Origin of the sequence: Sodalis sp. RH16 (genome assembly GCF_047324245.1) — a bacterium.
Classification (GTDB): Bacteria; Pseudomonadota; Gammaproteobacteria; order Enterobacterales; family Enterobacteriaceae; genus Acerihabitans; species Acerihabitans ligni.
In genome coordinates, this window is record NZ_CP178737.1 from 4,347,163 (window position 1) to 4,373,729 (window position 26,567).

General features: G+C 55.6%; 25 protein-coding genes and 1 pseudogene. 13 read left to right on the plus strand and 13 right to left on the minus strand.

Annotation, left to right across the window (positions count from 1 at the left end; genetic code table 11):
• The first annotated feature begins 77 nt into the window (after positions 1-77).
• The 4 genes from ACL2XJ_RS19910 to ACL2XJ_RS19925 are packed head-to-tail and all read left to right on the plus strand — an operon-like array spanning position 78 to position 4,127.
• On the plus strand, positions 78-1,085 hold the full coding sequence (locus ACL2XJ_RS19910; RefSeq protein ID WP_413724244.1) for a TRAP transporter substrate-binding protein: 1,008 nt from the start codon (positions 78-80) through the stop codon (positions 1,083-1,085).
• Positions 1,086-1,091: 6 nt separating this feature from the next.
• Positions 1,092-1,586: a TRAP transporter small permease gene (locus tag ACL2XJ_RS19915; RefSeq protein ID WP_132921903.1), complete on the plus strand. Its 495-nt coding sequence runs from the start codon at positions 1,092-1,094 to the stop codon at positions 1,584-1,586.
• Complete coding sequence (locus ACL2XJ_RS19920) at positions 1,583-2,869, plus strand: TRAP transporter large permease (protein ID WP_203521698.1); 1,287 nt, start codon at positions 1,583-1,585, stop codon at positions 2,867-2,869. The genes ACL2XJ_RS19915 and ACL2XJ_RS19920 overlap by 4 nt, the downstream gene beginning before the upstream one ends.
• Before the next feature lie 25 nt (positions 2,870-2,894).
• A complete protein-coding gene (locus tag ACL2XJ_RS19925; RefSeq protein WP_413724245.1) occupies positions 2,895-4,127 on the plus strand; it encodes an aspartate aminotransferase family protein in 1,233 nt (410 codons plus the stop codon).
• Positions 4,128-4,206: 79 nt separating this feature from the next.
• Here the strand turns inward: ACL2XJ_RS19925 and ACL2XJ_RS19930 are convergent, their stop codons facing one another.
• From ACL2XJ_RS19930 to ACL2XJ_RS19955, 6 genes are all read right to left on the minus strand, one after another.
• Positions 4,207-5,094, minus strand: a complete 888-nt coding sequence (locus ACL2XJ_RS19930; RefSeq protein WP_413724246.1) for a LysR substrate-binding domain-containing protein — start codon at positions 5,092-5,094, stop codon at positions 4,207-4,209.
• Positions 5,095-5,192: 98 nt separating this feature from the next.
• On the minus strand, positions 5,193-6,329 hold the full coding sequence (locus tag ACL2XJ_RS19935; RefSeq protein WP_132921899.1) for an ABC transporter ATP-binding protein: 1,137 nt from the start codon (positions 6,327-6,329) through the stop codon (positions 5,193-5,195).
• Positions 6,330-6,347: 18 nt separating this feature from the next.
• The gene (locus ACL2XJ_RS19940; RefSeq protein ID WP_132921898.1) at positions 6,348-7,175 is read right to left on the minus strand and encodes a carbohydrate ABC transporter permease; all 828 of its coding nucleotides are present in this window, start codon (positions 7,173-7,175) and stop codon (positions 6,348-6,350) included.
• Positions 7,168-8,028, minus strand: coding sequence for a carbohydrate ABC transporter permease (locus ACL2XJ_RS19945; protein ID WP_413724247.1), 861 nt, complete (start codon positions 8,026-8,028; stop codon positions 7,168-7,170). The genes ACL2XJ_RS19940 and ACL2XJ_RS19945 overlap by 8 nt, the downstream gene beginning before the upstream one ends.
• A 3-nt stretch (positions 8,029-8,031) precedes the next feature.
• Positions 8,032-9,300 (minus strand): ABC transporter substrate-binding protein, encoded by a 1,269-nt coding sequence (locus ACL2XJ_RS19950; protein ID WP_413724248.1) that lies wholly within the window; start codon positions 9,298-9,300, stop codon positions 8,032-8,034.
• Between the two features lie 25 nt (positions 9,301-9,325).
• Complete coding sequence (locus tag ACL2XJ_RS19955) at positions 9,326-10,339, minus strand: Gfo/Idh/MocA family protein (RefSeq protein WP_413724249.1); 1,014 nt, start codon at positions 10,337-10,339, stop codon at positions 9,326-9,328.
• A gap of 344 nt (positions 10,340-10,683) precedes the next feature.
• Between ACL2XJ_RS19955 and ACL2XJ_RS19960 the strand changes: the two genes are divergently transcribed.
• Both ACL2XJ_RS19960 and ACL2XJ_RS19965 read left to right on the plus strand, forming a co-directional pair.
• On the plus strand, positions 10,684-11,376 hold the full coding sequence (locus ACL2XJ_RS19960) for an N-acetylmannosamine-6-phosphate 2-epimerase (protein WP_413724250.1): 693 nt from the start codon (positions 10,684-10,686) through the stop codon (positions 11,374-11,376).
• Entirely contained in the window at positions 11,373-12,248 is an 876-nt protein-coding gene (locus ACL2XJ_RS19965) for an ROK family protein (RefSeq protein WP_413724251.1), read from the plus strand. Before ACL2XJ_RS19960 ends, ACL2XJ_RS19965 begins: the two co-directional genes overlap by 4 nt.
• A 44-nt stretch (positions 12,249-12,292) precedes the next feature.
• On the opposite strand, the gene ACL2XJ_RS19970 is transcribed toward ACL2XJ_RS19965, so the two are convergent.
• Positions 12,293-13,060 (minus strand): GntR family transcriptional regulator, encoded by a 768-nt coding sequence (locus ACL2XJ_RS19970; RefSeq protein ID WP_203521689.1) that lies wholly within the window; start codon positions 13,058-13,060, stop codon positions 12,293-12,295.
• A gap of 143 nt (positions 13,061-13,203) precedes the next feature.
• Here ACL2XJ_RS19970 and ACL2XJ_RS19975 point away from each other — a divergent pair.
• Positions 13,204-13,428: pseudogene (locus ACL2XJ_RS19975) on the plus strand (integrase core domain-containing protein); the annotation flags it as partial.
• 37 nt (positions 13,429-13,465) lie between these two features.
• On the opposite strand, the gene ACL2XJ_RS19980 reads toward ACL2XJ_RS19975, so the two are convergent.
• Positions 13,466-13,975, minus strand: a complete 510-nt coding sequence (locus tag ACL2XJ_RS19980; protein WP_413724252.1) for an N-acetyltransferase family protein — start codon at positions 13,973-13,975, stop codon at positions 13,466-13,468.
• A 60-nt stretch (positions 13,976-14,035) separates the two neighbouring features.
• Here ACL2XJ_RS19980 and ACL2XJ_RS19985 point away from each other — a divergent pair, with 60 nt between their 5' ends.
• The gene (locus tag ACL2XJ_RS19985; protein ID WP_132921889.1) at positions 14,036-14,281 is read left to right on the plus strand and encodes a hypothetical protein; all 246 of its coding nucleotides are present in this window, start codon (positions 14,036-14,038) and stop codon (positions 14,279-14,281) included.
• A gap of 852 nt (positions 14,282-15,133) precedes the next feature.
• On the opposite strand, the gene ACL2XJ_RS19990 is transcribed toward ACL2XJ_RS19985, so the two are convergent.
• The 3 genes from ACL2XJ_RS19990 to ACL2XJ_RS20000 form a co-directional block, all read right to left on the minus strand.
• Entirely contained in the window at positions 15,134-15,520 is a 387-nt protein-coding gene (locus tag ACL2XJ_RS19990; protein WP_413724253.1) for a hypothetical protein, read from the minus strand.
• A gap of 97 nt (positions 15,521-15,617) precedes the next feature.
• Entirely contained in the window at positions 15,618-16,397 is a 780-nt protein-coding gene (locus tag ACL2XJ_RS19995) for a DUF692 family multinuclear iron-containing protein (RefSeq protein ID WP_413724254.1), read from the minus strand.
• A gap of 3 nt (positions 16,398-16,400) precedes the next feature.
• Entirely contained in the window at positions 16,401-17,477 is a 1,077-nt protein-coding gene (locus ACL2XJ_RS20000; RefSeq protein WP_413724255.1) for a DUF692 family multinuclear iron-containing protein, read from the minus strand.
• A 935-nt stretch (positions 17,478-18,412) separates the two neighbouring features.
• Here ACL2XJ_RS20000 and ACL2XJ_RS20005 point away from each other — a divergent pair.
• Positions 18,413-20,188 carry a cytochrome c biogenesis protein DipZ gene (locus ACL2XJ_RS20005; RefSeq protein ID WP_413724256.1) on the plus strand — a complete coding sequence of 592 codons (1,776 nt, stop codon included), beginning with the start codon at positions 18,413-18,415 and terminating at the stop codon, positions 20,186-20,188.
• Between the two features lie 17 nt (positions 20,189-20,205).
• Positions 20,206-20,958, plus strand: a complete 753-nt coding sequence (gene msrA, locus ACL2XJ_RS20010; RefSeq protein WP_132921884.1) for a peptide-methionine (S)-S-oxide reductase MsrA — start codon at positions 20,206-20,208, stop codon at positions 20,956-20,958.
• Between the two features lie 303 nt (positions 20,959-21,261).
• On the opposite strand, the gene ACL2XJ_RS20015 is transcribed toward msrA, so the two are convergent.
• Positions 21,262-22,875: an aldehyde dehydrogenase (NADP(+)) gene (locus ACL2XJ_RS20015; RefSeq protein ID WP_413724257.1), complete on the minus strand. Its 1,614-nt coding sequence runs from the start codon at positions 22,873-22,875 to the stop codon at positions 21,262-21,264.
• Positions 22,876-23,059: 184 nt separating this feature from the next.
• Positions 23,060-23,914, minus strand: coding sequence for an AraC family transcriptional regulator (locus ACL2XJ_RS20020; RefSeq protein ID WP_413724258.1), 855 nt, complete (start codon positions 23,912-23,914; stop codon positions 23,060-23,062).
• 282 nt (positions 23,915-24,196) lie between these two features.
• On the opposite strand from ACL2XJ_RS20020, the gene ACL2XJ_RS20025 reads away from it, so the two are divergent.
• From ACL2XJ_RS20025 to ACL2XJ_RS20035, 3 genes are read left to right on the plus strand one after another with little or no spacing between them, the layout of a single operon-like run.
• The gene (locus ACL2XJ_RS20025) at positions 24,197-25,147 is read left to right on the plus strand and encodes a 4-hydroxyproline epimerase (RefSeq protein ID WP_132921881.1); all 951 of its coding nucleotides are present in this window, start codon (positions 24,197-24,199) and stop codon (positions 25,145-25,147) included.
• Positions 25,147-26,283: an NAD(P)/FAD-dependent oxidoreductase gene (locus tag ACL2XJ_RS20030; RefSeq protein ID WP_413724259.1), complete on the plus strand. Its 1,137-nt coding sequence runs from the start codon at positions 25,147-25,149 to the stop codon at positions 26,281-26,283. Before ACL2XJ_RS20025 ends, ACL2XJ_RS20030 begins: the two co-directional genes overlap by 1 nt.
• The gene (locus tag ACL2XJ_RS20035) at positions 26,280-26,525 is read left to right on the plus strand and encodes a 2Fe-2S iron-sulfur cluster-binding protein (RefSeq protein ID WP_413724260.1); all 246 of its coding nucleotides are present in this window, start codon (positions 26,280-26,282) and stop codon (positions 26,523-26,525) included. The genes ACL2XJ_RS20030 and ACL2XJ_RS20035 overlap by 4 nt, the downstream gene beginning before the upstream one ends.
• The last annotated feature ends 42 nt before the right edge of the window (positions 26,526-26,567 follow it).

The following is a 26,567-nucleotide window of genomic DNA, read 5'->3' on the forward strand; positions in this document are numbered from 1 at the left end:
AAAACTCTTTATTTCCCTTATGGGACGTATTCCCTATGCTGGATCCATACGCACCGCAACCCAGCAATAGAGGATCGATGATGTCAGCACCCAAGCGTACCTTTGTTCGCCATGCGCTCCCGGCGCTTTTATTGACAGTCTGCGCCGCCGGCCTGTGGCATCCGTCGCCGGCGCTGGCCGCCGAAACCCTGCGCCTGGCCCATGCCTCCAGCAGCGACAGCCTGATCAACCAGGCGATGGTGCGCTTTGCCGCCGAGGTGAAAGAGAAAACCAAAGACCGGCTGGAAATCCAGATCTTTCCGGACGGCCAACTGGGGGATGAAGGCGCCATTGCCGATTCAGCCGGCTCCGGCGCCATCGCCATGGGGCTGGGCGGGGTGGTGGACGCCATCGATCCGCGCCTGAACGCGGTGTCGCTGCCCTTTCTCTTCAAGGATGCCGACGCGGTGCATCATTTCCTGGACAGCGCGGCGGGCAAAAAATTCCTCTCAATGGGTGAGGACCGCGGCTATGTGATGCTCTCCGCCCTGGACTCCGGCTTTCGCCAGTTCGCCAACAGCAAGAAAGCCATTGTCGAACCCGCCGATCTCGCCGGTTTGAAAATCCGCACGCCCCCCAATCCGGTGATCCTCTCCACCATCAAGCAGTTGGGCGGGTTGCCCCAATCCATTCCCTTCGGCGAGGTGTACACCTCTTTGCAATCCGGCGTAGTGGACGGTATTGAGCCCGAACTGCGGGATTTCAGCGATCAGCGCTGGTACGAAGTGGTCAAGCACGTCTCCATGGCCAACTATATCTGGTCGGCGAATTTCTGGTATATGAATAAAGCCGCCTACGACGGCCTGGCGGCGGCCGACCGCCAGGCGCTGCAACAGTCCGTGGCCGATACCACCGCCTGGTACCGTGACCAGTTGTCCCAAGTCTACGCCAAGCTCACCGAGCAGTTGAAAAGCAAGCAGGTGGTGTTCAACGATGTCGACCGGGCGGCGTTCCTGGCCAAGTCCGGTCCGGTGTACGACCAGTTCTCCAAGACCTGGGGCGCGGACTTTATCAAACAGCTGCGCGCCGACGCCGCGGCCGAGTAACGCATCATGACGACGCTCCATTATGCCCGGTCCAGCGGACCGGCCTGGCTCCGGCAGTTGCTGATGTGGGCGGGCTGCCTGCTTTTTTTGCTGACCCTCGGCTCGACGCTGCTGGGTATCGTCGCCCGCTATTTCGGCTGGAACGGCGTTGAGTGGACCTTCGAGACCGCCGAGATAAGCTTTATCTGGGTCACTTTTATCGGCGCGACGCTGGCGGAACTGCGCGGGGAAAACGTGCGTTTCACCAGCCTGGCGACGCTCCTTCCCGTTGCGGTTCAACGCGCGCTGGATCTGTTCGCCACGCTGGTGCTGCTGGGATTGAGCGGCTGGCTGCTGCAAAGCGCCATTCGCGTATTGGACGGCTCGGGCCGGGTGCCGACGCCGGTCATGCGCCTGCCCAGCGGTATCATCACCTTATCGCTGGTGAGTTTCTCCGCCATGCTGATGTTCGTTTCCCTTTGGCGCATCTGGCACTTTTTCCGTAAGGGAGCGGCTGAATGACCGTTATTATCCTTATCGCGGCGTTCTTGATTTTATTATGCGCCGGCGTCCCCATCGCCTGGTCCATCGCCGGCGGCAGCCTGGCCGCCCTGGCGCTGGGGGATTTCCCCATGCCGCCTACCTGGCTGGCGCAGCAGACCATCCGCGGCGCCGACACCGCGTCGCTGATTGCCATTCCGCTGTTTTTGTTCGCCGGCGAACTGATGAACCGCGGCGGGCTGACCCATCGCATTATGCGGGTGGCGGAGCATCTGTTCGGCCATTTCCGCGGCGGGCTGGGCCTGGTGAACGTGGCCACCGCCTTTGTCTACGGCGGGCTTACCGGCTCCGCCACCGCCGACACCAGCACGGTAGCCAAGGTAATGATCCCCATCATGGAGAAGATGGGGTATCCGCGCGACTTTGCCGCGGCGGTCACCGCCGCCTCAGGTACCCTGGGTATCGTGGTGCCCCCCAGCGTCATCCTGCTGCTGTATGGGGTCCTCACCAACACTTCCATCGGCGGCCTGTTCGTGGCGGGTATCGTGCCCGGCTGCCTGCTGGCGCTGGTGTTTATGTTTACCGCCTGGGTCATCGGCGTGCGTGAAAACTTCCCCCGGCTGGAAGGCCGCATCGATTTTCCGCAGTTTTGGCGCGATCTGTGGCGGGCCTTGCCGGCCATGTGCATGCCGGTCTTCGTGCTCGGCGCCATCGTCGTCGGATTTGTGACCGCCACCGAAGCGGCCGGATTATCGGTGGTTTATGCGCTGTTGGCGGGCGGGGTATTTTACCGCGAGCTTTCCTGGCGCGATATTATCCCGGCCATCGTCGAATCGGTGGCCATCACCGGTTCGGTGATGATTATCATGGCGGTGGCGGTTCCCTTCGGCTGGCTGTTGACGGTGACCCAGGTGCCCCATATGGCGGCCGCATGGATCACCTCATTGCACTGTGGTCCGCTGGTGACCGTGCTGCTGGTGATTTTGCTGCTGAAAGTGGTGGGCTTCTGGCTTGATTTGGGGCCGGCCATGATCATCCTGGCGCCGATCCTGGTGCCTATCGCCAAACAGGCCGGACTGGCGCCGTACCAGATCGGGCTGATTTTCACCTTGACCCTGGGCTGGGGGCTGTTTACGCCTCCGGTGGGCAGCAATATCTTCGTGGTGTGCAACGTGGCGAAAATCGATATCGGCCCGGTATCCCGCCGGCTGATCCCTTTCTGGATAGCCACCGCTTTCGCCATCGCGCTGCTGGTGCTGTTTCCTTCCTTAACCGAGTGGTTGCCCGCATTGCTGGGTTACTGACGCGCTATTTGATACGAGAACCGAGATGACACATTTAGTGGGTGGAATATCCAGCGCCGGCCGCGCTTTGCCTGAAATCGACGGCCGACCGCTATTGATTGAAAAAGCCGTAGGTCCCTGGCTCTGGGATCGCGACGGTCAACGTTATATCGACACCGCCCTGGGCTTCGGCGCCACGCTGCTGGGGCATAACCCGCCGGAAGTCCTGGACGCCCTGCGGCAAACCCAGGAAAAGATGCTGATGCCCGCTTATTCCCATGGGCTGGAGGAAGAGGCGGCGACGCTGTTAAGCTCGTTTACCGAAGAATTGGACCAGGTTATTTTCGTCAATTCCGGCAGCGAGGCGGTTCATCTGGCCGCCCGCGCCGCCCGCGCCGCCACCGGCCGCCATAAGGTGGTGAAATTCGCCGCCGGTTATGACGGCTGGTTCGACGGCGTGGCATTCGGCAACGCCGGCACGCCGGACGCGGCGATGTCGCAGCCGGCGCGTCCCGAAAAAGAGGGCATGCTGCTGCTGCGCTACAATGATTTCACCGATGTGGATCGGTTATTCGCCGACCACGGCGATATCGCCGCGCTGATTGTGGAGCCGGTCATGGCCAATGCCGGCTGCATCGAACCGGCGCCCGGCTATTTGCAGTATCTGGCCGACAGCGCCCATCGCCACGGCGCCCTGGTGATTCTGGATGAAGTGCTGATGGGGTTTCGTCTGCATGCGGGGCTGACCGGACATTTGTTGGGTATTGACGCCGATTTCGCCACCGTGGGCAAAGCCATCGGCAGCGGCACGGTAGTGGCGGCGCTGTTGGGAAAATCGGCTTATATGTCGGTATTTGAACGCGGACTGGCGACGCGGGCCGGCACTTACAGCGGCAATCCGCCGGTGTGCGCGGCGGTGATAGCCACCCTGACAACGCTTAAAAACCGGGATTACCGGCAACTGCTGCGTCAGGGGGATGGGCTGCGCCAAAAAATCATCGACGGCTGCCGGGCCCGAGGCACGGCGCTATGCTCCACCGGCTACGGTTCGGTGTTCACGTTCTGGCGTTCAAATGTGCCGCCGCTGGATTACCGGCAAGCGGCGGCAACGGCGGACAAAGCCTGGAGCCTCAAGCTGCATTTCGCCCTGCGCCGCCGCGGGATTTTGGTGATGCCCTTTGCCTTCGGCCGCTTTTACCTTTCATTCAGCCACGATGAAGCGGTGCTGGAAACCCTGGCCGCCGCCTGCATTGAGTCGATTTCTGAATTGTCTGAATAGGCCGCCGCATCACTGTCCCTATCGCGGCGAATACCGGGCAGCCTGGATGGACCGCGGCGTGAAACCCGCTTTGCGGCGATCACCTGACAATCTGAATAGGCCGCGGTATCCCCGCCGCGGGCTGGGAGATAAGCTCGCGGATAAACTGCGCCAGCCGCCGGGTGCCCACATGGGCATCGGCGGGCAGCAGCAGCGCCAGATCGAGGGGTTTCAGCGCCGGCAGGCGGTCATTTTGTCCTAAGATGCGCCAGTCCGGTGAAATCACCGAGGCCGGCAGCACCGTCAGCGCCGCCCCCACGCGCACCGCGGTTTCCACTCCGGTCAGGTGGGAAGAGGTGCAAACGATGCGCCAGCGCAGCCCGGCCTGGTCCAACGCCGCCAGCACCTGCGGCCGCGACCGGCAGCCATCGGGGAACAGCACCATCGGCAGCACCGATTGCCGCTCCGGATAGCAATGTGGGGCCGTGCACCAGAGCTGGGCTTCATGGCGCAGGAACTCCCCCTGTTCCTGGCCCGGCTGGCGGGTGACTATCGCCAGATCCAGATGGCCTTCCTCCAGGGATTTTTGCAGCTTGAAGGAGAAGTCGCTGACGATTTCCACCTGAAGCTGCGGATTGCGCTGGGAGAAGTTCTCAATTAGCGCCGCGCCCACGGTGCCCAGGTAATCATCGGGCATGCCGATACGGATGCGCGTCCTGGCGTCATAACAGCCCAGGGCGGACAGCGCCTCCTCTTCCAGCATCCGCATCTGGCGGGCGTAGCCGATGAGTTTTTCACCGGCGGGCGTGAGGGTGATGCCCTGGCGGGAACGCTCCAGCAGCCGCTGGCCGAGATGTTTCTCCAGCCGGCTGAGCATGATACTCACCGCCGCCTGGGTTTTTCCCAATTGCTCGGCGGCGGCGGTAAAACTGCCGTGATCGTACACGGCGACAAAGGCGGCAAGGGTATCATTATCGAGATGGCGCATAGTGCTTTCCGGTGGAGAAACAGGCAGTGGAGCAATGCAAGATTTATTCCAGATTCCTCCAGGTAACTCGCCTTCCATTCCGGCATGGCTTGCGGTCCTCACACCGGCGCCGGAAGCGTTTCATGGGCTCTGCGCGCAAATGCCTCTCCGCCGGCGTCGAACAGGTGCGCATGGCGCGCCGGGATAAACAGGCCCACCTCATCGTCCAGGCTAAGCTGCCGCTGCTCGCCGTGGCGCACCACCAGCGTCTCGAAGCCCGGCACGGCGATATAATAATAGGCCGCTTCCCCCAGGTGCTCGATATGCTGGATCCTGCCAGACAAATGCGCCTCCCGCGGCGGGCATAGCTGCAGATGCTCAGGGCGTATGCCGACTTTCACCTCATCCCGCGCGGCGGCGGCGGGGGCGGCCACATGCACCCTAACCACCTGCGTTCCCGCCAGCATAACCTGCACGCCTTCCCCGTCGCTGCCGATAAACCGGGCGGGCAGGAAATTCATCTTCGGCGAACCGATAAACCCCGCCACGAATTCATTCACCGGATGATGGTAAAGCGTCAGCGGATGTCCCACCTGGGCAATGGAACCCTTGTTCAGCATCGCCGCGCCGCTGTTAAGCAGTACTATCTTATCCGCCAGCGTCATGGCTTCCACCTGATCGTGGGTCACATAAATCATGCTGTTGCCTAACTGATGGTGCAGCTTGGCTATTTCCACCCGGGTGGCTACCCGCAGCGAGGCATCCAGGTTCGACAGCGGCTCGTCGAACAAAAACACCTCGGGATCCCGCACGATGGCGCGGCCGATAGCCACCCGCTGGCGCTGGCCGCCGGACAGCGCTTTGGGCAGCCGCGCCAATAACGGCTCCAATTGCAGAATCTTCGCGGCGTTCAGCACCCGGCGCTGGATTTCTCCTTTGTTTACCTTGGCCAGCTTCAGGTTAAAGGCCATATTGTCGAAAATGGTCATGTGGGGATAAAGCGCATAGCTTTGAAACACCATGGCCACCCCGCGTTCCGAGGGCGGCAGTTTGTTCACCAGCCGATCGCCGATATAGATTTCCCCCTCGGTAATGGTTTCCAGGCCGGCAATCATACGCAGCAGCGTGGATTTGCCGCAGCCGGAAGGGCCGATAAAGACATAAAATTCCCCATGCTTGATTTCAAGGGAGACGTTATTAATCACCGGCGTGTCGTGAAAGCGCTTATTGACATTATTCAGGCGTATGGTGGACATGGTCCGGTTCTCCTCGTTTTATTTCACGCCGCCCATGGTTAAGCCGCGGACCAGATGTTTTTGTACCAGCAAACCCAACACCAGCATCGGCAGCATCACCAGCGTGCCGGCGGCGGTAAGGGGCCCCCATTCCGTGCCCTGGAAGGTCAGGAACGACGTTATCGCCACCGGCAGCGTCTGGGTGGAATCGCCGGACAGGGTGAGCACGATCTGGAACTCGTTCCAGATGAAAAACAGCGTCAGCACGCCGGAGGCCGCCAGGCCGGTGCGGGCCAGGGGCAGCATGACGCGCAGGAACACCGTCCACTCCGAGGCGCCGTCCACCAGCGCCGCTTCCCGCAGCTCCGGCGGAATATCCTCGAAAAAAGTGGTGATCATCAGAATGGTGAAGGGCACGTTCGCCACGGTATAGACCACGATCAATACCCAGTAGCTGTCGGTGAGCCCCAGGGTGGTAATCAGGTAATAAACCGGGATCACCAGCATGATCACCGGCGCGAAGCGCAGGCTCATGACGAACTGTTTAGCCCGTCCCTTGCGCTCGATAAAAAACACCAATCCGTAGGCAAACAGCGCGCCGGTAAACAGGCACAGCAGGGTGGCGCTCAGGGAAATCAGCACGCTGTTGCCGAAGGCGCGGATAAAATCGCCGTTGCCCAGCACCTCGCGGTAGTTATCGAGGATCGGGTGGAACCACAGCTTCGGCGGCATGGCGAAGGCATCGATGCCGTTTTTCAGCGACATGGTCACCAGCCAATAAATCGGCAGCAGGAAAAACAGCAGAATCACCGCCAGCACCAGGTAAAACAGCGTGCGGCGCCCCAGATACTTTATCCGTTCAAACATCTTTCATTATCCGTTTACTGGCCAGGGAGAGGACTGCTATCACCAGCAGCGTATTGATGATGGCAATCACCACCGCCTCGCTGATGCGAAAGTCCTGAAAACCGGTGAGATAGGCGAACATATTGGTGGTTTCCGTCGCCAGCGCCGGCCCGCCGCGGGTCATGACATAAATCAGATCAAAGGACTTGAAGGCGTCTATCATGCGCAGAAACAGGGCTATCAAGATGATGGGCTTGATCATGGGCAGCTTGATAAACGCCAGCAGCCGCCAGCCGTGGGCGCCGTCCAGTTCGGCGGCCTCCAGCGGCTCCTGGGGCAGGGCGTCCAGGCCGGCGGATACCAGCAGTATGATAAACGGCGTCCACTGCCAGACGTCCGCCAGGATGAGAGAAGCCATGGCGATGTCGGGATCCCCCAGCCAATCCACCGGCGCCATCCCCAACAGGCCGAGCAGATAGTTGAACAGCCCGGCACCGGGATCGTAAAAAATGCGCCAGATAAGTCCGCCGACGATGGGCGTGACAATCATCGGCAGCAGCAACAGCGCCCGCACCAGACGGCGGCCGAAAAAATCGCCGCTGATAAACAGCGCCACGGCGCAGCCCAGCACCAGTTCGATAAGCGTCGAACCGGCCACATATACCAGGGTATGCCACAAGGAGTACCACAGCCGCGGCTGTTGCAGCACATCGATGAAGTTGACCAGGCCGCTGAAAACAAAGGGCGGCGCCGACATCAGGTCAATATTGTACACCGCCAGGTAAATGGAATATCCCAGGGTATAAAACGAGACCAGCAATAGCGCGATGAGCAGCGGCCAGGTAAACGCCAGGCGCGTGAGTTTGGCTCTCATGGCTTAGCGCGACAAGGCTTTGTCATTGTTGCTGTTGGCCTGCTGCAGCGCGCTTTCCACCGATTGCGTGCCCGCCAGCGCCTGTGACAGCGCAATGCCGGTATTATTGATAATCTGCGTGGACTGCGGCACCGCCGGCAGATAATTGGCATTGCCGTTTTTCAGCGCCGCCAGCATACCGTCCTTAAAGGCGCCGTAGCGCTTGGCGAACGCCGCGCTGTTGATGGCGCTAAGGGAACTCACGCCGGCATTGGGGTTGAGCTCGACGGATTTCATCTGCGTCTCTTTGTCGGTGGCCCAACTGATAAACTTCCAGGCCGCATCCTGATGTTTGCTTGCGCTGGCCAGATAGAGCCCGTGCACCTGCAGCGCGCCGCTGTTGCCCGGATGATCCCCCGGCTGGGCCGGAACCGGGGCATAACCCACTTTACCCACCACGCTGGATTCCTTCGGATCTTCGTTAAAGCCGCCGTTCACCGTGGAGTCGATGGTCATGGCCGCTTTGCCCTGCTGGAACACCAGCCGGTTTTCCTGCCAGCCGAAATTCGCCGCGCCGATAGGCCCATAGTTCTTCAACAGGCTGACATAGGCTTTGGTGGCTTCAATGGCCTGGGGCGAGGCGATGGCGGATTTCCCGCCGTCAATCCACTGCCCGCCGTAGCCCCACAGGAACGCCGCCCAGGCAAAGGTATTCTGGATGCCCTGTGCGCCGCGCAGGGTAATACCGGCAATTTTGCCGCCGCTCTTCTCCTTGATGGTTTTGGCCGCCGCCGCCAGATCGTCAAAGGTTTTCGGCACCGGGATGCCGTATTGATTGAACAGGTCCTTGCGGTACATCAGGAAGGTGCTTTCGCCATACACCGGCAGCCCGTAAAAGTGATTTTGGTAACGCAGGGTATCGGCATAACCTTTGACAAAATCATTGGCGTCGTAAAAGGCGGTATCCCCTGACATCCACTTGTCCAGCGGCAGGATATAGCCCGCGGACGCGTAACCCACGGCATGGACCCAATCGTCCATCACCACGTCGTAACGGCCGCTTTTGGAAGAAAACGCCAACAGCGCCTTGGAAGTCAGGTCGCTGTAGGGCACGATTTCCGCCTGCACCTTGATGCCGGTTTGTTTTTCAAACTCCGGCAGCAGGGCCTTGATGGAGTCGCTGGTACTGTGTCCTTCCAGCAGTACGCGAAGGGTTTCCTGGGCGCCGGCGTGACCGGAGAAGAACAACAGGGTGCTGACGGCCGCGCCGAGGCGAAGGGTCTTCATGCTCATGATATGACCTTTTGGTAGTAGGATTTCAGACGTGAACAATTTCGCCGCTGCGGGCGGAGTCCATAATGGCAAGAGTGATACGCAACGCCTCGCCGGCCTCTTCGCCGGTGGCCACGCTGGTGCCGCCGCTGCGCAGATCGCTGATGAACGCCATCAGTTCTTCCCGCAGATCCCCCTTGATTTCCCCCTGGCTCAGCGGCCAGTGCTGGGTATCGATATAGCGGTTCATCTCTTCGCTGGCGTAATAGAGGCCGGATTCGCCGCACTCCACCTCGAACAGGCCGCCGGTGGTCAGGATCGACATCTTGGCATCCAGCAGGGTGCGCGAACCCGCCGGCAGGGCCCAAGAACTTTCCAGGTTCACCACGGCGCCGTCGGCAAAACGGATAATGGCGAACACCGCGTCTTCCGTGCCCAAATGACCCAGGCGTTTATTGGTGGTCTGCGCATACACCGTCACCGGGCGGGTATGCTTGAGCAGCCACAGCACCATATCCACATCGTGCACCGTGACATGCAGCGGCAGCGGCAGGCTGCCGCCATAGCGGGCCGGCCCCTCGATGGCCGGGCTATTGCGCCGCGCCGCGATATGGCTGATTTCCCCCGCCTCGCCGGAGGCGATAATCTCCCGGGCGCGGGAATAACGGGGATCGAAGCGCAGCAAAAAACCGATGCCCAGCCGGACTCCTGCGTCGCGGGCGGCGTCGACGATCGCCTGGCCGTCCTCAAGCGTGGCGGCGATGGGTTTTTCCAGGAAAATATGCTTGCCGGCTTTAGCCGACGCCAGGGCCGGCGCCAGATGAAAGTCATCCTTGGTGCAGATGCTCACCATATCCAGGTCCGGCAGCGCCAGCATTTCCTGGTAATCGCTAAAGCATTGCACCGCCGGGATCCACTGTTTCAACGCTTCGCAGCGGGCCACATCCGGGTCGGCGATGCCGATAACCTCCACGCCGTACAACTGCTGATATACCCGGGCATGCATGGCACCCATAAATCCGGCACCAATCACGCCGACCTTGATAATGCGGTCTTTCATTCTGCATTCCTTCTTTTCATGGTTTCAGGAGTCCCTCGGGATGATGCCAAAAAGGGGGGTCCGGTAGGGTGATGATGATACAAATATCATGCCAGTATAATACCAGATGAATAATACTATTTAATTACATATACTTGTACTCATTCATGGCATTTTATTCGAGATAGAAGCTGATAATTAGAGCGATAATGGCAGATTTTTAAGCACTATTTCAGTGCGCATTGTCACAAAACATGCGCAATTGTGGTGCCTTTGTTTTATTTTAAAATACCAGTTTACATATCTGGTATTAATATGCTTATCTGATCATCCACGCTGAACTAGCAAGAAGGACTGGGTAGGTTATGAACCTGAGCGGGCTCGAACATCAACTGGTTGTCTCCTGCCAACCCGTTTCCCTGGGGCCGATGGACCACCCGGATATCGTGGTGGCGATGGCGAAAAGCGCCGAACTGGCCGGCGCCGGGGCGGTGCGCATTGAGGGCATTAACAACATACGGCAGGTGGCGAGGAATTTGCATATTCCCATTATCGGCATCGTTAAGCGGGATCTGACGGATTCACCGGTGCGCATTTCCCCTTTTCTGCAGGATATAACCGATCTGGCCGCCGCGGGGGCAAGTATCGTGGCTTTTGATGCCACCCATCGGGTTCGGCCGGTGCCGGTGGAGGAGCTGTACCGGCGGGCGAGGGCGCTGAAATTGACTATCATGGCGGACTGCGCCACCCTAGCGGAGGGCATTGCCGCAGCGCAGCTGGGCTGCGATCTTATCGGCACCACCCTGTCCGGCTATACCGAGGAAACCGCCGGGCAGCCCATGCACCGGCCGGATCTGGAATTGATAGCCGCCCTGGCGGCCCGCGGCTACCGGGTCATGGCGGAAGGCCGCATCCGTGAACCGGCGCAGGCGGCGGCGGCTCTTGAAGCCGGCGCTTTTGCCGTCACTGTCGGCTCGGCCATCACCCGGGTGGAACATATTACCGAATGGTATCTCAGCGCGCTGGCGGGCGCGGAAAAACGGAGCAAGGGCGTATGATTCTGGCCTTGGATATCGGCGGCAGCAAAATCTCCGCTGCACGCATAGAAGACGGCGGCATTGTCGAGCGGCATCAGGTGCCGATGCGTTATAACGAAGAGGCGTTTCTGGCAGCCGTCCGGGAAGTGGCCGATTTCGGCCGTCCGCCGGAGAGGGTGGCGGTGGCGGCCACCGGCTTTTTGCATGACGGCAAGGTATTTTCAGTGAATATCAATACCATTCCCTTTTGGAAAGGTTTTCCGCTGCAGGCCGTGCTGCGCCGCCAATTCGCTTGTCCGGTGGTGATGCTTAACGATGCACAGGCGGCCGCCTGGGGCGAATATCTGCCGCGACGGGACAGGGTAAACAATCTGCTGTTTATCACCCTATCCACCGGCGTCGGCGGCGGCTTGATTTGCGACGGACAGTTGCGCACCGGCCCTCACGGGCTGGCGGGACATATCGGCCATGCCTCCGTCAGCATCCCGCCGCTGGACGCGCCGGTCCCCCCGTGCGGCTGCGGCCGCACGGATTGCCTGGAGCACGTGGCCTCCGGCACCGCCCTGGCGCGCCAGGCCCAGGCATTGCTGGGAAAGCCCATGGACAGCCGCGGGCTGTTCAGCCGCATCCCGCAGGATGAACGCGCGGCGGCCATTGTGGATAATGCCGCCCGGGCGGTGGCCCAGGCCATCGCCAACTGCCTGATGCTCATGGATATCGAAGAAGCGGTGATCGGCGGAAGCGTCGGGCTGGCGGCGGACATGATCGAACGTATCCGGCGGGAACTCGATGGGCTGCCGGCGCTGTTCCGCCTGCCGGTAAGCCGCGCCATCGCCGGCGCCGATGCCGGTTTGCTGGGAGCGGCCGATTGGGCGCTGCGGGCGGCGAGCTGAAGACAGGATTTACGTTTACACCGGCTTTGCTCCCCGCCTAAGCCTTACTGCTTATTGTTTCCTTCCCGCTGCAATTCCACCAAAAAATCATAGCTGTCGCCGCGATACCAGGTATGGGTATATTCAATGGGCCGTCCGTCCTCCAGATAGCAGTGGCGCTCCACGTGCAGCGCCGGGCTGTGGGGCGGCAAATCCAGCAGTTGGCTATAGGCCTTTGACAGCGGCTCGGCCCGGATGCGCTGCAGCGCCCGGGTCGGCATGGTGCCTCCCTGTTGAAACACCCGATACAACGAATCCCCCATGGCCCCGAGTGACGGGATAAACGCCTGGGGCACCACGGCGATTTCCACCGCCATCGGCCTGTCGTCCACGGTGCGCAAACGTTTCAGCCGGTAAACCAGCGCGCCGGGGCTGAGATTCAGCGCGATGGTCTCCGACGGCGTGGCCTGGATCAACTCCTTCTCCAGCCAGCGGGTGCCGGGCTGGTAACCGCGGGACAGCATATCCTCGCTGAAGCTGGTAAGGGAGGAGAGGGGTTTTTCCACCCGGCCGGCCACGGTACTGCGCGCGCCGCGGCGCTGGACTATCACCTGCGCCTGCGCCAGCTCGCTCAGCGCCCGCCGCACGGTGACCCTTGACAGGCCAAGCCCTTCGGAGAGCTCCCGTTCGCTGGGAATGGCATAGCCGGCTTTAATCACGCCGCTGTCCACCATTTCCCGAAAACCCTGCTCAAGGCGCTGATACAAAGGCCCCGCGCCGGGATTGGCGGCATCGCAATGTTTTTTCAGCATATCCATCAATTTCAGGTTCATAGGTAGGCTACTGGGTTTGCCGGCCGGAGAAGATACCCTTATTTTAATAGATTATGCCGGCAAAAATCTGTATTTGTTGACAAAGATTTGCTGCGGGACATAGGTCGGCAGTAATTTAACCCCCGATCACACCCTCGTTTATGCTCAAAGCGGATAACGGCAGTGAATTCGCCGGTAAAATGCTCGATAAGTGGGTTTACGAACGTCAGATAAAAATCGATTTCTCCCGACCGGGTAACCCGACGGATAATGCCACAGTGGAAACCTTCAACGGCCGGCTGCGGCAAGAGTGTTTGAACGAGAACGGATTTATGTCTTTGGATGATGCCCGGTGCAAAATCGAGGCGTGGAGACTATTTTATAATCAGAGTTGACCCCATTTATAAATTTAAAGACAGGTTTTTATTATGATATTTTCTTTGTCATATAATATTCGTCTACCATTTCACCTTGTATAAGCAAGGACGCCTTTCGGTGGCCGGTAATCACAAAACCTAATGATAGATACAACATGATTGCTGATGTGTTTTTTACCACGACAGTTAATTCAAGACGGGTGATGCCATTTTTTCTTGACCAGATTTCCGCTTCATTGAACAATTTTTTTGCTATACCTTTGTTCCTATATTCTTTTTTTACACCTAATACAATTGACCCAAGGTGTCTATTTCGGTTAAAGATACCTTTAGATATAACAGTAAATCCAACAATGTCATTTGTATTTAAGCAGATTAACATTTGTCGATCTTTTCCAAAGTTTTTGATTATTTCCTGTTGTTCACTTTTATCTGTTTTTCTTTCATCGGGTTCAATTAACATAAACTCAGATGTGTTGTCTAATTCCTTAAAAAAATTAAGAAGATTCTGTGCATCGTCTAAATTAACTTCTCGGATAAAAAATTCTTCTTTTTCCATAATGAATACCATAATGTTGAAACGAATAAATAAAACATATTTGCTAATAAGAAACTTAGTATGACTTCAGCAGAGGTAGGATTGATGATTTTAGATAGTATTAAAAAAATAATAAATACAGGTATGATTTTTAAATACACAGATTTGGATTTTGGTGATTTCGTTCTTATCCTATTAATAATAGAAACTGACATTAAATCAAAAAGTATTGTTAAAGAACAGGCTATGAGAATTGGTATTTCTTTGATCGAACCAAAGATAATAAAACTAACAATTGGAGAGGACGATGTAAATATGAAAAAATAAAATAGGTTACTTCTAGCAGAAGTTTTTAAGAAAAAATTTTCGTCTTTGTTATAATTTGTTGCCAATGAAATCACAGCAGAAAATCCGGTAACAAATAGAAAATTCATAATACCCATGTAAACAGAAAACTTGGATAACTCATTATTGTAAAATAGTGTAGATACATGCTTGATCAGTACTGACATTAGAATTACTAAAGATGCTGATGTTATTGATTCATATAAACCTATACACAATATGTCCTTTATGTAATTTAGATTTAACCTTTTTAAACACAAATATTTTATAAGCGGAATGGATGAGTGTATAGCCATATACATTCTAGTGATACTAATGGAAAGAGCAATGGAGAAAATTAAATTATGAGTTATTAAATATAAAAATATTAATGATGCGACTTCTACTAAAATACTGCATAGATTTACTTTAATCATGTACTTTTCATTATTTGTGGATTCCAAGACACTGCAATTTACAGAATACACACATAAAGGCAAAATTCCTAGAGATAAGGTCATGACTATACTTAAAGTTTTCTCATGATTGCTATAAAAATGTATTGAAGTTAACAACATCAAAGTCATCAAGGTTCCGATGATTAGGCTAATAATTAAAAGCCACGAATAATTGTTATAAGTCGATTTCTTATTGCTAATTTCTGACTTTATATTTATACCTATGAAAAAAGTATGTGAGGCAACAACAAACACTTGAATAAATTGTGTTGACAATAAAAAAAATCCAGAATCAATATTTGAAAATTGATATATCAATACAACAGTGATCAGTTGCATCGCCATAATTAGCACTCTGCTTTTGAACATGGTTATTGATGGTAATATGATTTCTTTATCAAAAAAATGCAATTTCTTTTTCCTTGTCATGAAATTCTAAAACATCCATTTTACTTTCTTTTATATATAATTTTCTCGGTTGTGATGCACTTTCTGATTTTATTGCTATAAATTTAAAACCAAACAATAAGTTAGAATAAATAATTATTTTATTCTTATTACTTTTATCGAAATAAGTCCATTGACTAGCAGAAAATACAAATAAGTCTTTTAGGGTTTCTATGCCCAATATATTTTTATTCTGGTTCTTAAAAAGGCAAAAATAGGCAAATATTCTCCAGTCAAGTTGGTAATTTCTTTTGTTAGTCCACCGTATGAATTTCTCAACTTCATCAAATGAGACGTTATAATGCGATCTGTTCAAAGGATTATTTAAAACATTCATGATATTATGTATCATGAGTTTAGATAAAGACTCTGACTTATTGTTTAGTAGCTTATGAATGTTTGAATCACAGGTTATTACGTAACGATAACAATTTCTATGCTCTGCATAACTCGATGTCATTAATCCAATCTCCTAAAACAAAATTATCATCCCTTTCAATAGATAATGACTCAAGACAATAATTATTTTTCATTCTAAATCTATTGAGGTAATATAATGATAGATTCGACAAATTACTTGAATGAGTATCAACTAAAAATGTGGGAGATAGTGACGTTTCTGCATAACCCCCAATGTGTAGATGACTGGATTTTAAATCTAGCCATTCGTCGAATGATGTCCCTGTGTTCTCTTGCGCAATAACGGCGTTTGATATGTCAAATAAAAGACCGCTACCACATTTTTTTATCATATCTCTAAAAAAATAAGGCTGTAACTTTGCATTTTCGTCAAGTATTGAGGGGAAATTTTCAAAATAAATCTTTTCACCAACTAAATCTTGCCATAACGAAATTTTATCAAAATATTCATTTGAATTATTGGAATAATCAACTTCACTCATGGTTGGTAATGGGAAATGATCATGATAAAAAATCCCGACATGGTCGGATATATAAATAGGGTTCAGTTCATTGGCCAAAAGTCTTATTTTACTTCCCAGACATTGCAGTTCAATTTTTCCTCTATGCATATACTGTGAATTCATAATGTGGAATGCTATCGGGAGTCCTTTACTCACATTAAGTATTGAGTCTGGAGTGCATTGCAAAAAATTATCTATCAAGATCTCTATAAAATCTATTTTATTTTTTAATATCATTTCTTTAATGTAATTTATTTCTCTGTTTCCAGACCAATTTGTTCCTATTAACATAAACTACCTGTTTATAAAATTTCTAAAAGATTTCAGATAATAGATCGAGTTAATAGCTTCATCTTCCTCTTCTTTAGTTAAGCAAATATTTATTTCGCTTCTCTCTATGCTCAACATCCATCTATCTATAAGTAATTCAATACTTTCTGATTTAGCTATTTCTATTTCACTTTTATTTATAATTGATTTAAATAGTATTTTTGATAGGTATGATTTGGCATGGTTTTTCATGATGATATTCGGACGATCTTTACTCTTTTTAGCTTCGATTATAATTGAGTTCAATTTTTCAAAATCGCCATTATAACCGGGTAAATTTTTTAACCAACTATTCTCTGTGTGCTCGATAGTAATATAGCATTCATCATTGATGAGTCTACTTGATATGATTTTATCAAGACAGTTCCAGACTATATCATGGACCTTCTCTGAGTGGCCGTCATGAAACATTCCATCCTCACCTACAATGATCCCTGACAAATGAACCTCAATTACATTTTCCCAATCTATCATTCCGATAAAAATGAGGGGGTCTGTTTTTGCATTCAATGCATTTATAATTAAATGTGCCAAATCAAAAATCTGTTTTGAATTGCTTTTTTTACTTATATGGTTTGCACTTATTATTGCATTAAATATTTCTTCGGGTCCTGATGAGTAAAAATTTGAATTCTCTATCCATGTTTCCATTTGATAAATATCGGAAACTCTTTTTAGAAAGGAGATGGCATTTTGCTCTTTTTCAGTACTACTTTCGTAATGAGGTGTAAAACCATATTTCCCAATGTTATCTTTTCTGTTCCCACACAAATGAAATCCTATGCTAATCGTGCCTGCGACGTCAATGCTCTTTGGCATTATTTCATTAATAAAGCGCACCCCACTTTTTATATTCTCTGTTATTGCGCTTCTGGCAATATGAAGAGAAAAATTTCCATCATAACTATCCAATGGTGTTTCTTTTTCATTCGTTGATAAAATATTATAGGCTGCTAACCCTAATTCCATCATAGATACATTGTCTGGTATGGGGATTTCTCCACTGATAAAATTAGGATTAAAACCGCATGCTATATTCATGTGTATTCCTTGTAAATTATGGCTAATCATTCCTAATGATTAGCCATTTATTCATAACTTTATAAGTTATAGGCACCGCAGGTGCGTTCTTTGTCTTCTACTATCACTTCCACCTCATCTTCAACTTCATTTTCAACTGGCATCTGATTTTGCATATCAATATCCTTGTGTTTGTATTTGGGAAGAAATTTTCTAAGCCATTTTTTTATACTGGGTGGCTTAAAAAATGTCAAAAAAATTTCATGAAGGTGTTTCGTTTGTGTTGAGTTATTTTTTTTCTGGCATGTAATACCGCTATTTATAAGTAAAGTTAATTATTGTATTTAACATTTATAATGATCTTTTATTTGTTATTTCGCTATGTTGCCGCAAATGTGATTTCATGAATATAAAAGACGGATTATTATGAATTTATTCTGATAATACTCGCCGTTGCTGTAAGTTATTTTATGATTTACGATAGTCAAATAGTCGAGGCAAAAATATTTACTCACGAAAGCCAGTTATAAACAAATACTGCATGTAAGCACATGTCATAATTATTTCATGTTTTATTAAGCTTGGGGATGGCTGAAAAAAATATGTTGGAAAAATTTCTTTCATCAATTATTAAATATTGTGGCTTTGGAATCCTCGACTGACCGTGTCCTTAGGTACCCCCGTTGACACTTCAAGTACATCATTGCTTAAATTTGGCCGGACGTCCCTGTTATCCAGCTGATAATAATTTATCAGTAAATTAATTATATTTATGATGGGATCTCAATCTTTTTATGCCATATAGGGTACATCTGTAGGAATTGAAATTGATTTGCGCGCCTGCCCGCACGGGAAGTATAAACACTGCCCTTGAATGACAATTTTGTCATCCGGCGGTCATGGAGCGGGGCGGGTTGATTTGGCATGCTGATGCCATATCATGAAAAGGAGATCCTATGATTTTAATAATCCTGGCCTATCTGGGCGGCGTGTTGACCATCGCCAGCCCTTGTATACTACCGGTTCTGCCGTTTGTTTTCGCCCGGTCGGATCAATCCTTTGTGCGCTCCGGACTGCCGCTGCTGGCGGGCATGGCGCTCACCTTTAGCCTGGTGGCCACCCTGGCGGCGGTGGGGGGCGGATGGGTGGCGTCGGCCAATCAATATGGCCGCTGGCTGGCGCTGGCCCTGATGGCGCTGTTCAGCGTGACGCTGCTGATGCCGCACCTGGCGGATCGGGTGATGCAGCCCCTGGTGTCGGCGGGCAACCGCATGAACGACCGTCTTTCTTCCGTCAATAAACAGGCGCCCATCGGCGTATCCCTGCTGCTGGGCGTGGCCACCGGTTTGCTGTGGGCGCCCTGCGCCGGCCCGATCCTCGGTCTGTTGCTCACCGGCGCCGCCCTGCAGGGGGCCAGCATCGGCACCACGCTGTTATTGCTGGCCTATGCCGCCGGCGCGGCCACCTCATTGACCCTGGCGCTGCTGATCGGCGGCAAGGTGTTCAGCATGATGAAGCGTTCGCTCGGGGCCGGCGAATGGATCCGGCGCGGCATCGGCGGCGCCATGCTGGTGGGAGTGGTGGCTATTGCCTTTGGCCTGGATACCGGCGTACTGGCGCAGATTTCAACCGCCTCCACCGGCGGTATCGAACAAAAGCTGCTGGACCGCTTCACGCCGAGCGACAATCATGGCGCTGCCCCGGCACTGGCACAAACGTCGGCGGCCGGCGCCACGCCGCAAACCGTGGCGGATATCTCGCCTATGCTTACCGATGACGGCCCCATGCCGTCCCTGGACGGCGCGGTGCAGTGGCTGAATTCTCCGCCGCTCACCGCCGCGCAGCTGCGTGGCAAAGTGGTGGTGGTGGATTTCTGGACCTACTCTTGCATCAATTGCCTGCGCGCTTTGCCTTATGTAAAAGCCTGGGCCGCCAAGTATCACGATCAGGGACTGGTGGTGATCGGCGTCCATGCGCCGGAATTTGCCTTCGAACGGGATATCAATAACGTGACGCGGCAGGCCAATAAGCTGGGAGTGACTTACCCTATCGCCATTGACAATAACTACCGCATTTGGCGCGCGTTCAATAACCAGTATTGGCCGGCCCATTATTTTATCGACGCCAAAGGCGAAATTCGCTATGAGCATTTCGGCGAAGGGGAATATGCGCAGTCGGAACAGGTGATTCAGCAGCTGTTGCGGGAGGCGGGGGCGCGTAACGTCACTACCGCCATCAGCCAGGTGCAGGGGCAGGGGGTGGAGCAGGCCGCCGGCGGTCAGCAGGACGCATCGCCCGAGACCTATCTGGGCTATATGCGGGCGGAGAATTTCGCCTCGGGACAGGCGGTCAACGATGCGCCGGCGGAGTACAGCCTGCCCGGGACGCTGTCCTTGAACAATTGGGGGCTCGGTGGGCGCTGGACGGTGGGCCCGGAAAGCGTGACGCTGAACGGCGACGGCGGACATATCGTCTACCGCTTCCACGGCCGGGATCTGCATTTGGTGCTGGGCCCGACCAAAGACGGCAAACCGGTACGCTTTCACGTTACGCTGGACGGCAAGGCGCCGTCGGGCGCCCACGGTACCGATGTGTCCCCTGAGGGGGATGGCACGGTAACCGAGCAGCGCCTGTATCAATTAATTCGCCAGCAGAACAGCACGGGCGAGCATACCTTCGACATTGAGTTTCTGGATGCCGGTGTTTCAGCTTACGCCTTTACCTTTGGTTAACGGCCGTGGGGACTATCATGACTAAACGCTTTTTCTTTCTCGCTTTCCGGGGCCGCCGCGGTGTTTTGGCGGCGGCAGTTGCCATTACCGCGCTGCTGTGGCAGTGCATGGCCTGGTCGTCGGGCGGCGCTGAAGACGCGGTAAAGATACCGCCCCCGGCCCGCGATGAGGCCGCCGCCACGGTGCATGCGGAGACCGCCGTGCTGGCGGGGGGCTGCTTTTGGGGCATGCAGGGGGTATTCCAGCATGTTAATGGCGTGACCGGCGTGGTGGCGGGCTATACCGGCGGATCGGCGCAAAATGCCAACTATAACGCCGTCAGCGGCGGCGACACCGGCCATGCGGAATCGGTGGAGGTGGTGTTCGATCCGACCAAGGTGTCCTACGGCACCCTGCTGCAGATCTATTTTTCCGTGGCCCACAACCCGACGGAGCTTAACCGGCAGGGGCCGGACAGCGGCACGCAGTACCGCTCGGCGATTTTTCCGCGCTCCGCCGCGCAGCAGCAGGTGGCGCAGGCGTATATCGCCCAGCTGAATGCCGCCCATGTGTTTGCCGCGCCGCTGGCGACCCGTCTCGAAAAAGGGGATTTTTACCCGGCCGAGGCCTATCACCAGAATTACCTGACCAATAATCCCGAGGCGCCGTATATCGTTATTAACGATTTGCCGAAGGTAGCGGCGCTCAAGCAGATTTTCCCGGCCCTGTATCGCGATGATCCTGTGCTGGTAAAAGTGCAGGAATCCTCTTATCGGCTGCCGCCGATATAAAGAGTGTCGCGCCTGGTTCCGGTCTTCCTTTGACAGGGTCGTTGCACCATCGGCGATGGCCGGCCTACCCTGGCATGGGGCGCTTCGCGGCCGACGATGGCCGCTCCGGCCCCATTGCCACGGTCTCCCGCTATTTGGTTGTTGCAGACGTATTCGACGGCTGAAAATTCACTCGAGGCTGGTAAGGAGGGGCAGGATGATAGAAGAGTAAACCGTCCGCGCCAGGACGGCGCGGATCGAGCCTACATGGATGTATTTACGGCGTGTTTACGATCTATCATCCTGACCCGACCGGACACGTCTTTAATCAGGCGTATTGCCTGTAATGGCATCCCTGGTATATTTGCCGTTCACCAGCCGCAGCAGGTTCAGCGGGTTGGCATCCTGCAGCGGCGGCGGCAAGAGTTCCGCCGGCCAGTTCTGCAGGCATACCGGCCGCTGGAAACGGCTGATGGCCAGGGTGCCGACGGAGGTGCCGCGGGCGTCGGAGGTGGCGGGCCAGGGACCGCCGTGCACCATGGCGTCGCTCACTTCCACTCCGGTGGGGTAGCCGTTGAACAATACCCGGCCGGCTTTATGCAGCAGGCGCCGGCATAGGGGGCTGGTCAGCGGTAAATCCGCCGGCTCCGCCAGGATTGTGGCGGTGAGCTGTCCCTGCAAATGGTCAAGGGCAACCAGCAGTTCCTCAAGATCGGCCACTGTTACCACTACCGCCAGCGGACCGAAGACTTCCTCTTGCAACACCGGGTCCATGGCGGACAGCAGCAGATCTTTATCTCCCTGATAGAGCCGGGATGCCGCCTGGTTATCGGCGGACTTGCCTTGCGCCAGCCGCCGCAGCGCCGGATGCCGGTCCCAGCGCGCCACGCCCTGCCGGTAATTTTCCAGGATGCCCGCATGCAGCATAAACTGCGGCGGGGCGGCATTGACCCACCGGGTCAATTGGCCGATAAACCGGTCAAAATCCTCTCCGGCCACGCCAATAATCAGACCCGGCTTGGTGCAGAACTGGCCCGCCCCCAGGGTAAAAGAGCCCACCAGGTCCTTGGCAATCTGTTCGCCCCGCGCCTTTACGGCGTTGGGCAGCAGCAGCAGCGGGTTGACGCTGGACATCTCGGCAAACACCGGGATGGGCTGCGGCCTCCGGGCCGCCAGATCAAACAGCGCCCGTCCGCCTTTCAGGGAGCCGGTAAAGCCCACCGCCTGAATTTCCGGCGCCTGCACCAGTTCGGCGCCGATAAAGTCGCCATAAATCATGTTAAACACCCCCGCCGGCAGGTTTTGCGCCAGCCGGGCCCGCTCAATGGCCAGGGCAATGCCTTCGGCGGTGGCCGGATGGCCGCTGTGGGCCTTGAACACTACCGGGCAGCCGGCCGCCAGGGCCGAGGCGGTATCGCCGCCGGCGGTGGAGAACGCCAGCGGGAAATTGCTGGCGCCGAATACCGCCGCCGGGCCGAGGGGCAGTTGATACTGGCGCAGATCCGGCCGGGGCAGCGGCTTGCGGCCCGGCAGCGCCGTATCGATACGAACATTTTCCGTATCCCCCCGGGCCAGCAATCGGGCAAACAGGCGCAGCTGACCGCTGGTGCGGGCTTTTTCTCCCTGCAGACGGGGCAGGGGCAGAGCGGTTTCCAGATGTGCCAGCTGCAGGAAGCTGTCATCCAGGGCATCGATTTCGTCGGCGATGGCATTTAAAAACCGTGCGCGCCGGGCGCTGTCGGTCTGGCTGTAGGCCGGGAAGGCGGCAGCCGCGGCCTGCGCTGATAAGCGGGCTTCCTCGGGGGTGGCCTGTGCATAGTCATGGCCGGTGGGTTCGCCGGTGGCGGCGCACAGGCTGTGAATGATATCCCGGCCCGCGGCCACCCGTTCACCGGCGATAAACTGTCCGCCGGCGGCGGCGGTGTGTGAAACAGACATGGTGCTCCTCCCGATGGCAGGCGCGCATGAGGATGCCTGCCCTGTTGACGCATAGGGTTACCTTGACGGTTATTACCGGCGGCGGCTTGAGGATTTTCGACGTGCCTGCCGGCGAAATCGGCACAGCGGACGGCGTAGCACGGCATAATCAGCTTTCGCTAACGCGTGCGGCCGGATAAAGATTTTATACCCGCAGGCTGGCGCGAAAATCGCTGGGGGTGGTGCCGGTCATGGCCTTGAACTGGCGGCTGAAGGCGCTGTGATCGGTATAACCGCACTGCAGGGCGATATCGGTGATGGGCAGGGCGCCGCTTAACAGCTCGGTGGCCTTCTCCAGCCGGATTTTGTGGATTATCTGGCGCGGGGTGAGCTGAAAAATACGTTTGCAGTAGCGTTCGATTTGCGCCACGGACAGGCCGGTAATCCGGGTCAGCTCTTCCATGGCCACCGGGCGATGGAAATTAAGCCGGATATGGCTCTCCATGGCGAGCAGGCTCTGGTAAGACGGGTGATTGGCGCGGGTCTCCTGGAGATCGTGGGAGATGCCCGCCATGCCGATTAGCCTGCCCTGGCGATCGTAGAGAGCCAGTTTTTGCGTCAGGCACCAGCCGGTTTTGCGGCCGCTGTAGAAATGCAGCTCCAGTTGATCCTCGATAGGCACGCCGGTGCGCATCACCTGGAAATCCTGCTCGATATAACCCACGCCCAGCCTGGAGGGAAATACCTGGGCCGAGGTTTTCCCCAGCAGCGCGTCGACGTTCTTGAATCCGCAGCGGGTCGCCAGGGTCTGGTTGGCCATCAGATAGCGCGCTTCGCCGTCCTTGATAAAAAATACCACGCCGGAAATGGCGTCCAGCAACGGCAGCAGCAGCGCGACGGCGTCCAGCAGGCTGTCCATGTCTTCGGGCCGACGCTGCGTCAGACCGGCACGGAGCGATGAAAACGTCCGGCGCGCGGACTGCGCATCGGCCGGGTTATCGCTGTCCTCGCCGCCGGCGGGTAGCCGTGAGGACGGAATATCAACTGGCGCTGACCACATAAGGACCGTCTCTTATCGCTGGATCAACAGGAAACTGGTGCAACAGGAATGAGGTAAGCATGCCTGTGCCGCCGGGTGGAGTAAAGCGTCCGGGCGATAGGATTTGATTATATAGGGTAAAATTCGAGTTGCCGGAAGGCTGCTACGTGAAGTATGGCGCGTATAAACCAGCGGCGGGGCTATGCCGTTTTCTCCATATGTGCTGTGGAAAGGCATCAAGCGCCGGCGGGGGCAATGGGTCCACTCTGCTTTAACACTCGCAAGAACCACCGGGGGGCAGCTGTGACATTATCTTCTCGTTATACCGCGGTACGCGCCATCGATTCCCATACCGCCGGCGAACCGACCCGCCTTATCATCGAGGGATTTCCCGATCTAGGTCAGGGTAGCATGGCGGAACGCAAAGCGCGTCTGGCCGGGGAGTTCGACCCATGGCGAAAAGCCGTTATTCTCGAGCCGCGCGGCAACGATGTGCTGGTGGGGGCGCTGCTGTGTACCCCCTGTTCGTCCCGGGCCGCCGCCGGCGTGATTTTTTTCAATAACAGCGGCTACCTGGGTATGTGCGGCCACGGCACTATCGGTCTGGTGGCTTCGCTGGCCTATCTGGGACGGATTTCCGTGGGCGAGCACCTGATTGAAACGCCGGTGGGGGATGTGCGGGCCACCCTGCACGACGACGGCAGCGTGACGGTGGAGAATGTGCCCGCCCGCCGCGCCGGGCGGCAGGTGGCGCTGGAAGTACCGGGTTATGGCCGGGTCTGCGGCGATATCGCCTGGGGCGGCAACTGGTTTTTCCTGATAAGCGGACACGGGCTGGCGGTGGATACCGGCAATCTGGAGGCGCTGACCGCTTACGGCTGGGCGGTGCGCCAGGCGCTGGAGCAGCATAATATTACTGGCGATGACGGCGGGCTTATCGATCATATCGAGCTTTTTTCCGACGATGCCCATGCGGACAGCCGCAGCTTCGTGCTCTGTCCGGGCAAGGCGTATGACCGTTCCCCTTGCGGCACCGGCACCAGCGCCAAGCTGGCCTGTCTGGCGGCGGACGGCAAATTGCAGCCCGGCGAGCAATGGCGGCAGGCCAGCGTTATCGGCAGTGAGTTTACCGCTTCGTACCGGCGTCTTGATGAGAATCAGATTATACCCTCCATTCGCGGCTCGGCGTTTGTCTGCGGCGACAACACCCTGCTGCTGGATAACCGGGACCCCTTTGTCTGGGGTATCGGCTGATGGGGCAAAGCCAGGGGGCCGATGCCATCGTCATCGGCGCGGGCATTATCGGCGCCGCCTGCGCCCGTCGCCTGGCGGCGGACGGCATGGACGTACTGCTGGTGGATAATCAGGGGAGCGGCGCCACCCAGGCGGGCATGGGGCATCTGGTGTGCATTGACGATAATCCGGCGGAACTGCGGCTTAGCAGCTACAGCCTTGGGCTGTGGCGGAAACTGGTGTCCGACTTGCCGGATGACTGTGCCTGGCGGGGATGCGGCACCCTGTGGCTGGCGGAAACCGACGAAGAAATGGACGTGGCGGCGGAAAAACAGCGGCGGCTGTCGCACTGCGGCGTTCACAGCGAAATGCTGACTCCGTCCCAGGTGGCGCAAATGGAACCCGCCCTGCGCTCCGGCCTGGCGGGGGGATTGCGGGTGGCGGGGGATGGCATTTTGTATGCCCCGGCCGCCGGCCGCTGGCTGGCATCACATCCGGGCATCACCCGGTTGGCGGGGGAAGCGGCGGCCATTGAGGGAGACGTGGTGATATTGGCAAGCGGAGAGCGTCTAACGGCGCCGGCCATCGTCGTCGCCAACGGCCTGGGCGCCGATGCGCTGCTGGGCAGCCGTTTTCTGCGGGCTAAAAAAGGCCATTTGGCCATTACCGATCGCTATACCCCCATGGTGCGGCACCAACTGGTGGAACTGGGCTACGGCGCCAGCGCCCACGCCGCCAGCGGCACCTCGGTGGCGTTCAATCTGCAGCCCCGTCCCACCGGACAGCTGTTTATCGGTTCGTCGCGCCAGTTTGACTCTCTCGATCCGGCCGTGGACGGCAAGGTGCTGGCCGCCATGCTGGCGCGGGCGCGGTCATGGATGCCGGCGCTGGCGGAAATGAACATTATCCGCTGCTGGACCGGGTTTCGCGCCGCCGCCGCCGACGGCTTGCCGCTGCTGGGTCCTCACCCTGATTATCCCGGCCTGTGGCTGGCGCTGGGACATGAGGGGCTGGGGGTGACCACCGCCCTGGGCAGCGCCGCCATTATCGCCGCGCAAATCCGCCAACGGCGGCCGGAAATAGACGATACGCCCTATCTGCCCGCGCGGCTGCTTACCACGGATTCTACCTCCCATTCGGTAGAGGAGACGCCATGACGCTATTGATTTCCATCGTGGTGGACGGGCAGTTTTTTACCGTGCCGGCCGGAATAACCGTGGCGGCCGCCCTGGCCTATACCGATAAGCAGACCACCCGATGCTCGGTGTCCGGGCAGTGGCGAACGCCGTTTTGCGGCATGGGTATTTGCCAGGAGTGCCGGGTGACCGTTAACGGACTGCGACGCCCGGCGTGCCAAACGATTTGCCGGGAAAATATGCATATCGAGAGGATTCAATAGTCATGCTTGACCTGGATTTATGCCTATCGAGAGGATTCACCC

Bases quoted from the DNA above. Each gene is read 5' to 3' on its own strand.
- ACL2XJ_RS19915 (WP_132921903.1), top strand. From the start codon at position 1,092: ATGACGACGCTCCATTATGCCCGGTCCAGCGGACCGGCCTGGCTCCGG.
- ACL2XJ_RS19990 (WP_413724253.1), bottom strand. From the start codon at position 15,520: ATGAATGTTTTAAATAATCCTTTGAACAGATCGCATTATAACGTCTCA.
- ACL2XJ_RS19945 (WP_413724247.1), bottom strand. From the start codon at position 8,028: ATGAGAGCCAAACTCACGCGCCTGGCGTTTACCTGGCCGCTGCTCATC.
- ACL2XJ_RS20035 (WP_413724260.1), top strand. From the start codon at position 26,280: ATGACGCTATTGATTTCCATCGTGGTGGACGGGCAGTTTTTTACCGTG.
- ACL2XJ_RS19925 (WP_413724245.1), top strand. From the start codon at position 2,895: ATGACACATTTAGTGGGTGGAATATCCAGCGCCGGCCGCGCTTTGCCT.
- ACL2XJ_RS19940 (WP_132921898.1), bottom strand. From the start codon at position 7,175: ATGTTTGAACGGATAAAGTATCTGGGGCGCCGCACGCTGTTTTACCTG.
- ACL2XJ_RS19985 (WP_132921889.1), top strand. From the start codon at position 14,036: ATGACTTCAGCAGAGGTAGGATTGATGATTTTAGATAGTATTAAAAAA.
- ACL2XJ_RS19965 (WP_413724251.1), top strand. From the start codon at position 11,373: ATGATTCTGGCCTTGGATATCGGCGGCAGCAAAATCTCCGCTGCACGC.
- ACL2XJ_RS19935 (WP_132921899.1), bottom strand. From the start codon at position 6,329: ATGTCCACCATACGCCTGAATAATGTCAATAAGCGCTTTCACGACACG.
- ACL2XJ_RS19910 (WP_413724244.1), top strand. From the start codon at position 78: ATGATGTCAGCACCCAAGCGTACCTTTGTTCGCCATGCGCTCCCGGCG.
- ACL2XJ_RS20005 (WP_413724256.1), top strand. From the start codon at position 18,413: ATGATTTTAATAATCCTGGCCTATCTGGGCGGCGTGTTGACCATCGCC.
- ACL2XJ_RS19980 (WP_413724252.1), bottom strand. From the start codon at position 13,975: ATGGAAAAAGAAGAATTTTTTATCCGAGAAGTTAATTTAGACGATGCA.
- ACL2XJ_RS19920 (WP_203521698.1), top strand. From the start codon at position 1,583: ATGACCGTTATTATCCTTATCGCGGCGTTCTTGATTTTATTATGCGCC.
- msrA (WP_132921884.1), top strand. From the start codon at position 20,206: ATGACTAAACGCTTTTTCTTTCTCGCTTTCCGGGGCCGCCGCGGTGTT.
- ACL2XJ_RS19955 (WP_413724249.1), bottom strand. From the start codon at position 10,339: ATGAAAGACCGCATTATCAAGGTCGGCGTGATTGGTGCCGGATTTATG.
- ACL2XJ_RS20020 (WP_413724258.1), bottom strand. From the start codon at position 23,914: ATGTGGTCAGCGCCAGTTGATATTCCGTCCTCACGGCTACCCGCCGGC.
- ACL2XJ_RS19960 (WP_413724250.1), top strand. From the start codon at position 10,684: ATGAACCTGAGCGGGCTCGAACATCAACTGGTTGTCTCCTGCCAACCC.
- ACL2XJ_RS19950 (WP_413724248.1), bottom strand. From the start codon at position 9,300: ATGAGCATGAAGACCCTTCGCCTCGGCGCGGCCGTCAGCACCCTGTTG.
- ACL2XJ_RS20015 (WP_413724257.1), bottom strand. From the start codon at position 22,875: ATGTCTGTTTCACACACCGCCGCCGCCGGCGGACAGTTTATCGCCGGT.
- ACL2XJ_RS19930 (WP_413724246.1), bottom strand. From the start codon at position 5,094: ATGCGCCATCTCGATAATGATACCCTTGCCGCCTTTGTCGCCGTGTAC.
- ACL2XJ_RS20000 (WP_413724255.1), bottom strand. From the start codon at position 17,477: ATGAATATAGCATGCGGTTTTAATCCTAATTTTATCAGTGGAGAAATC.
- ACL2XJ_RS19995 (WP_413724254.1), bottom strand. From the start codon at position 16,397: ATGTTAATAGGAACAAATTGGTCTGGAAACAGAGAAATAAATTACATT.
- ACL2XJ_RS19970 (WP_203521689.1), bottom strand. From the start codon at position 13,060: ATGAACCTGAAATTGATGGATATGCTGAAAAAACATTGCGATGCCGCC.
- ACL2XJ_RS20030 (WP_413724259.1), top strand. From the start codon at position 25,147: ATGGGGCAAAGCCAGGGGGCCGATGCCATCGTCATCGGCGCGGGCATT.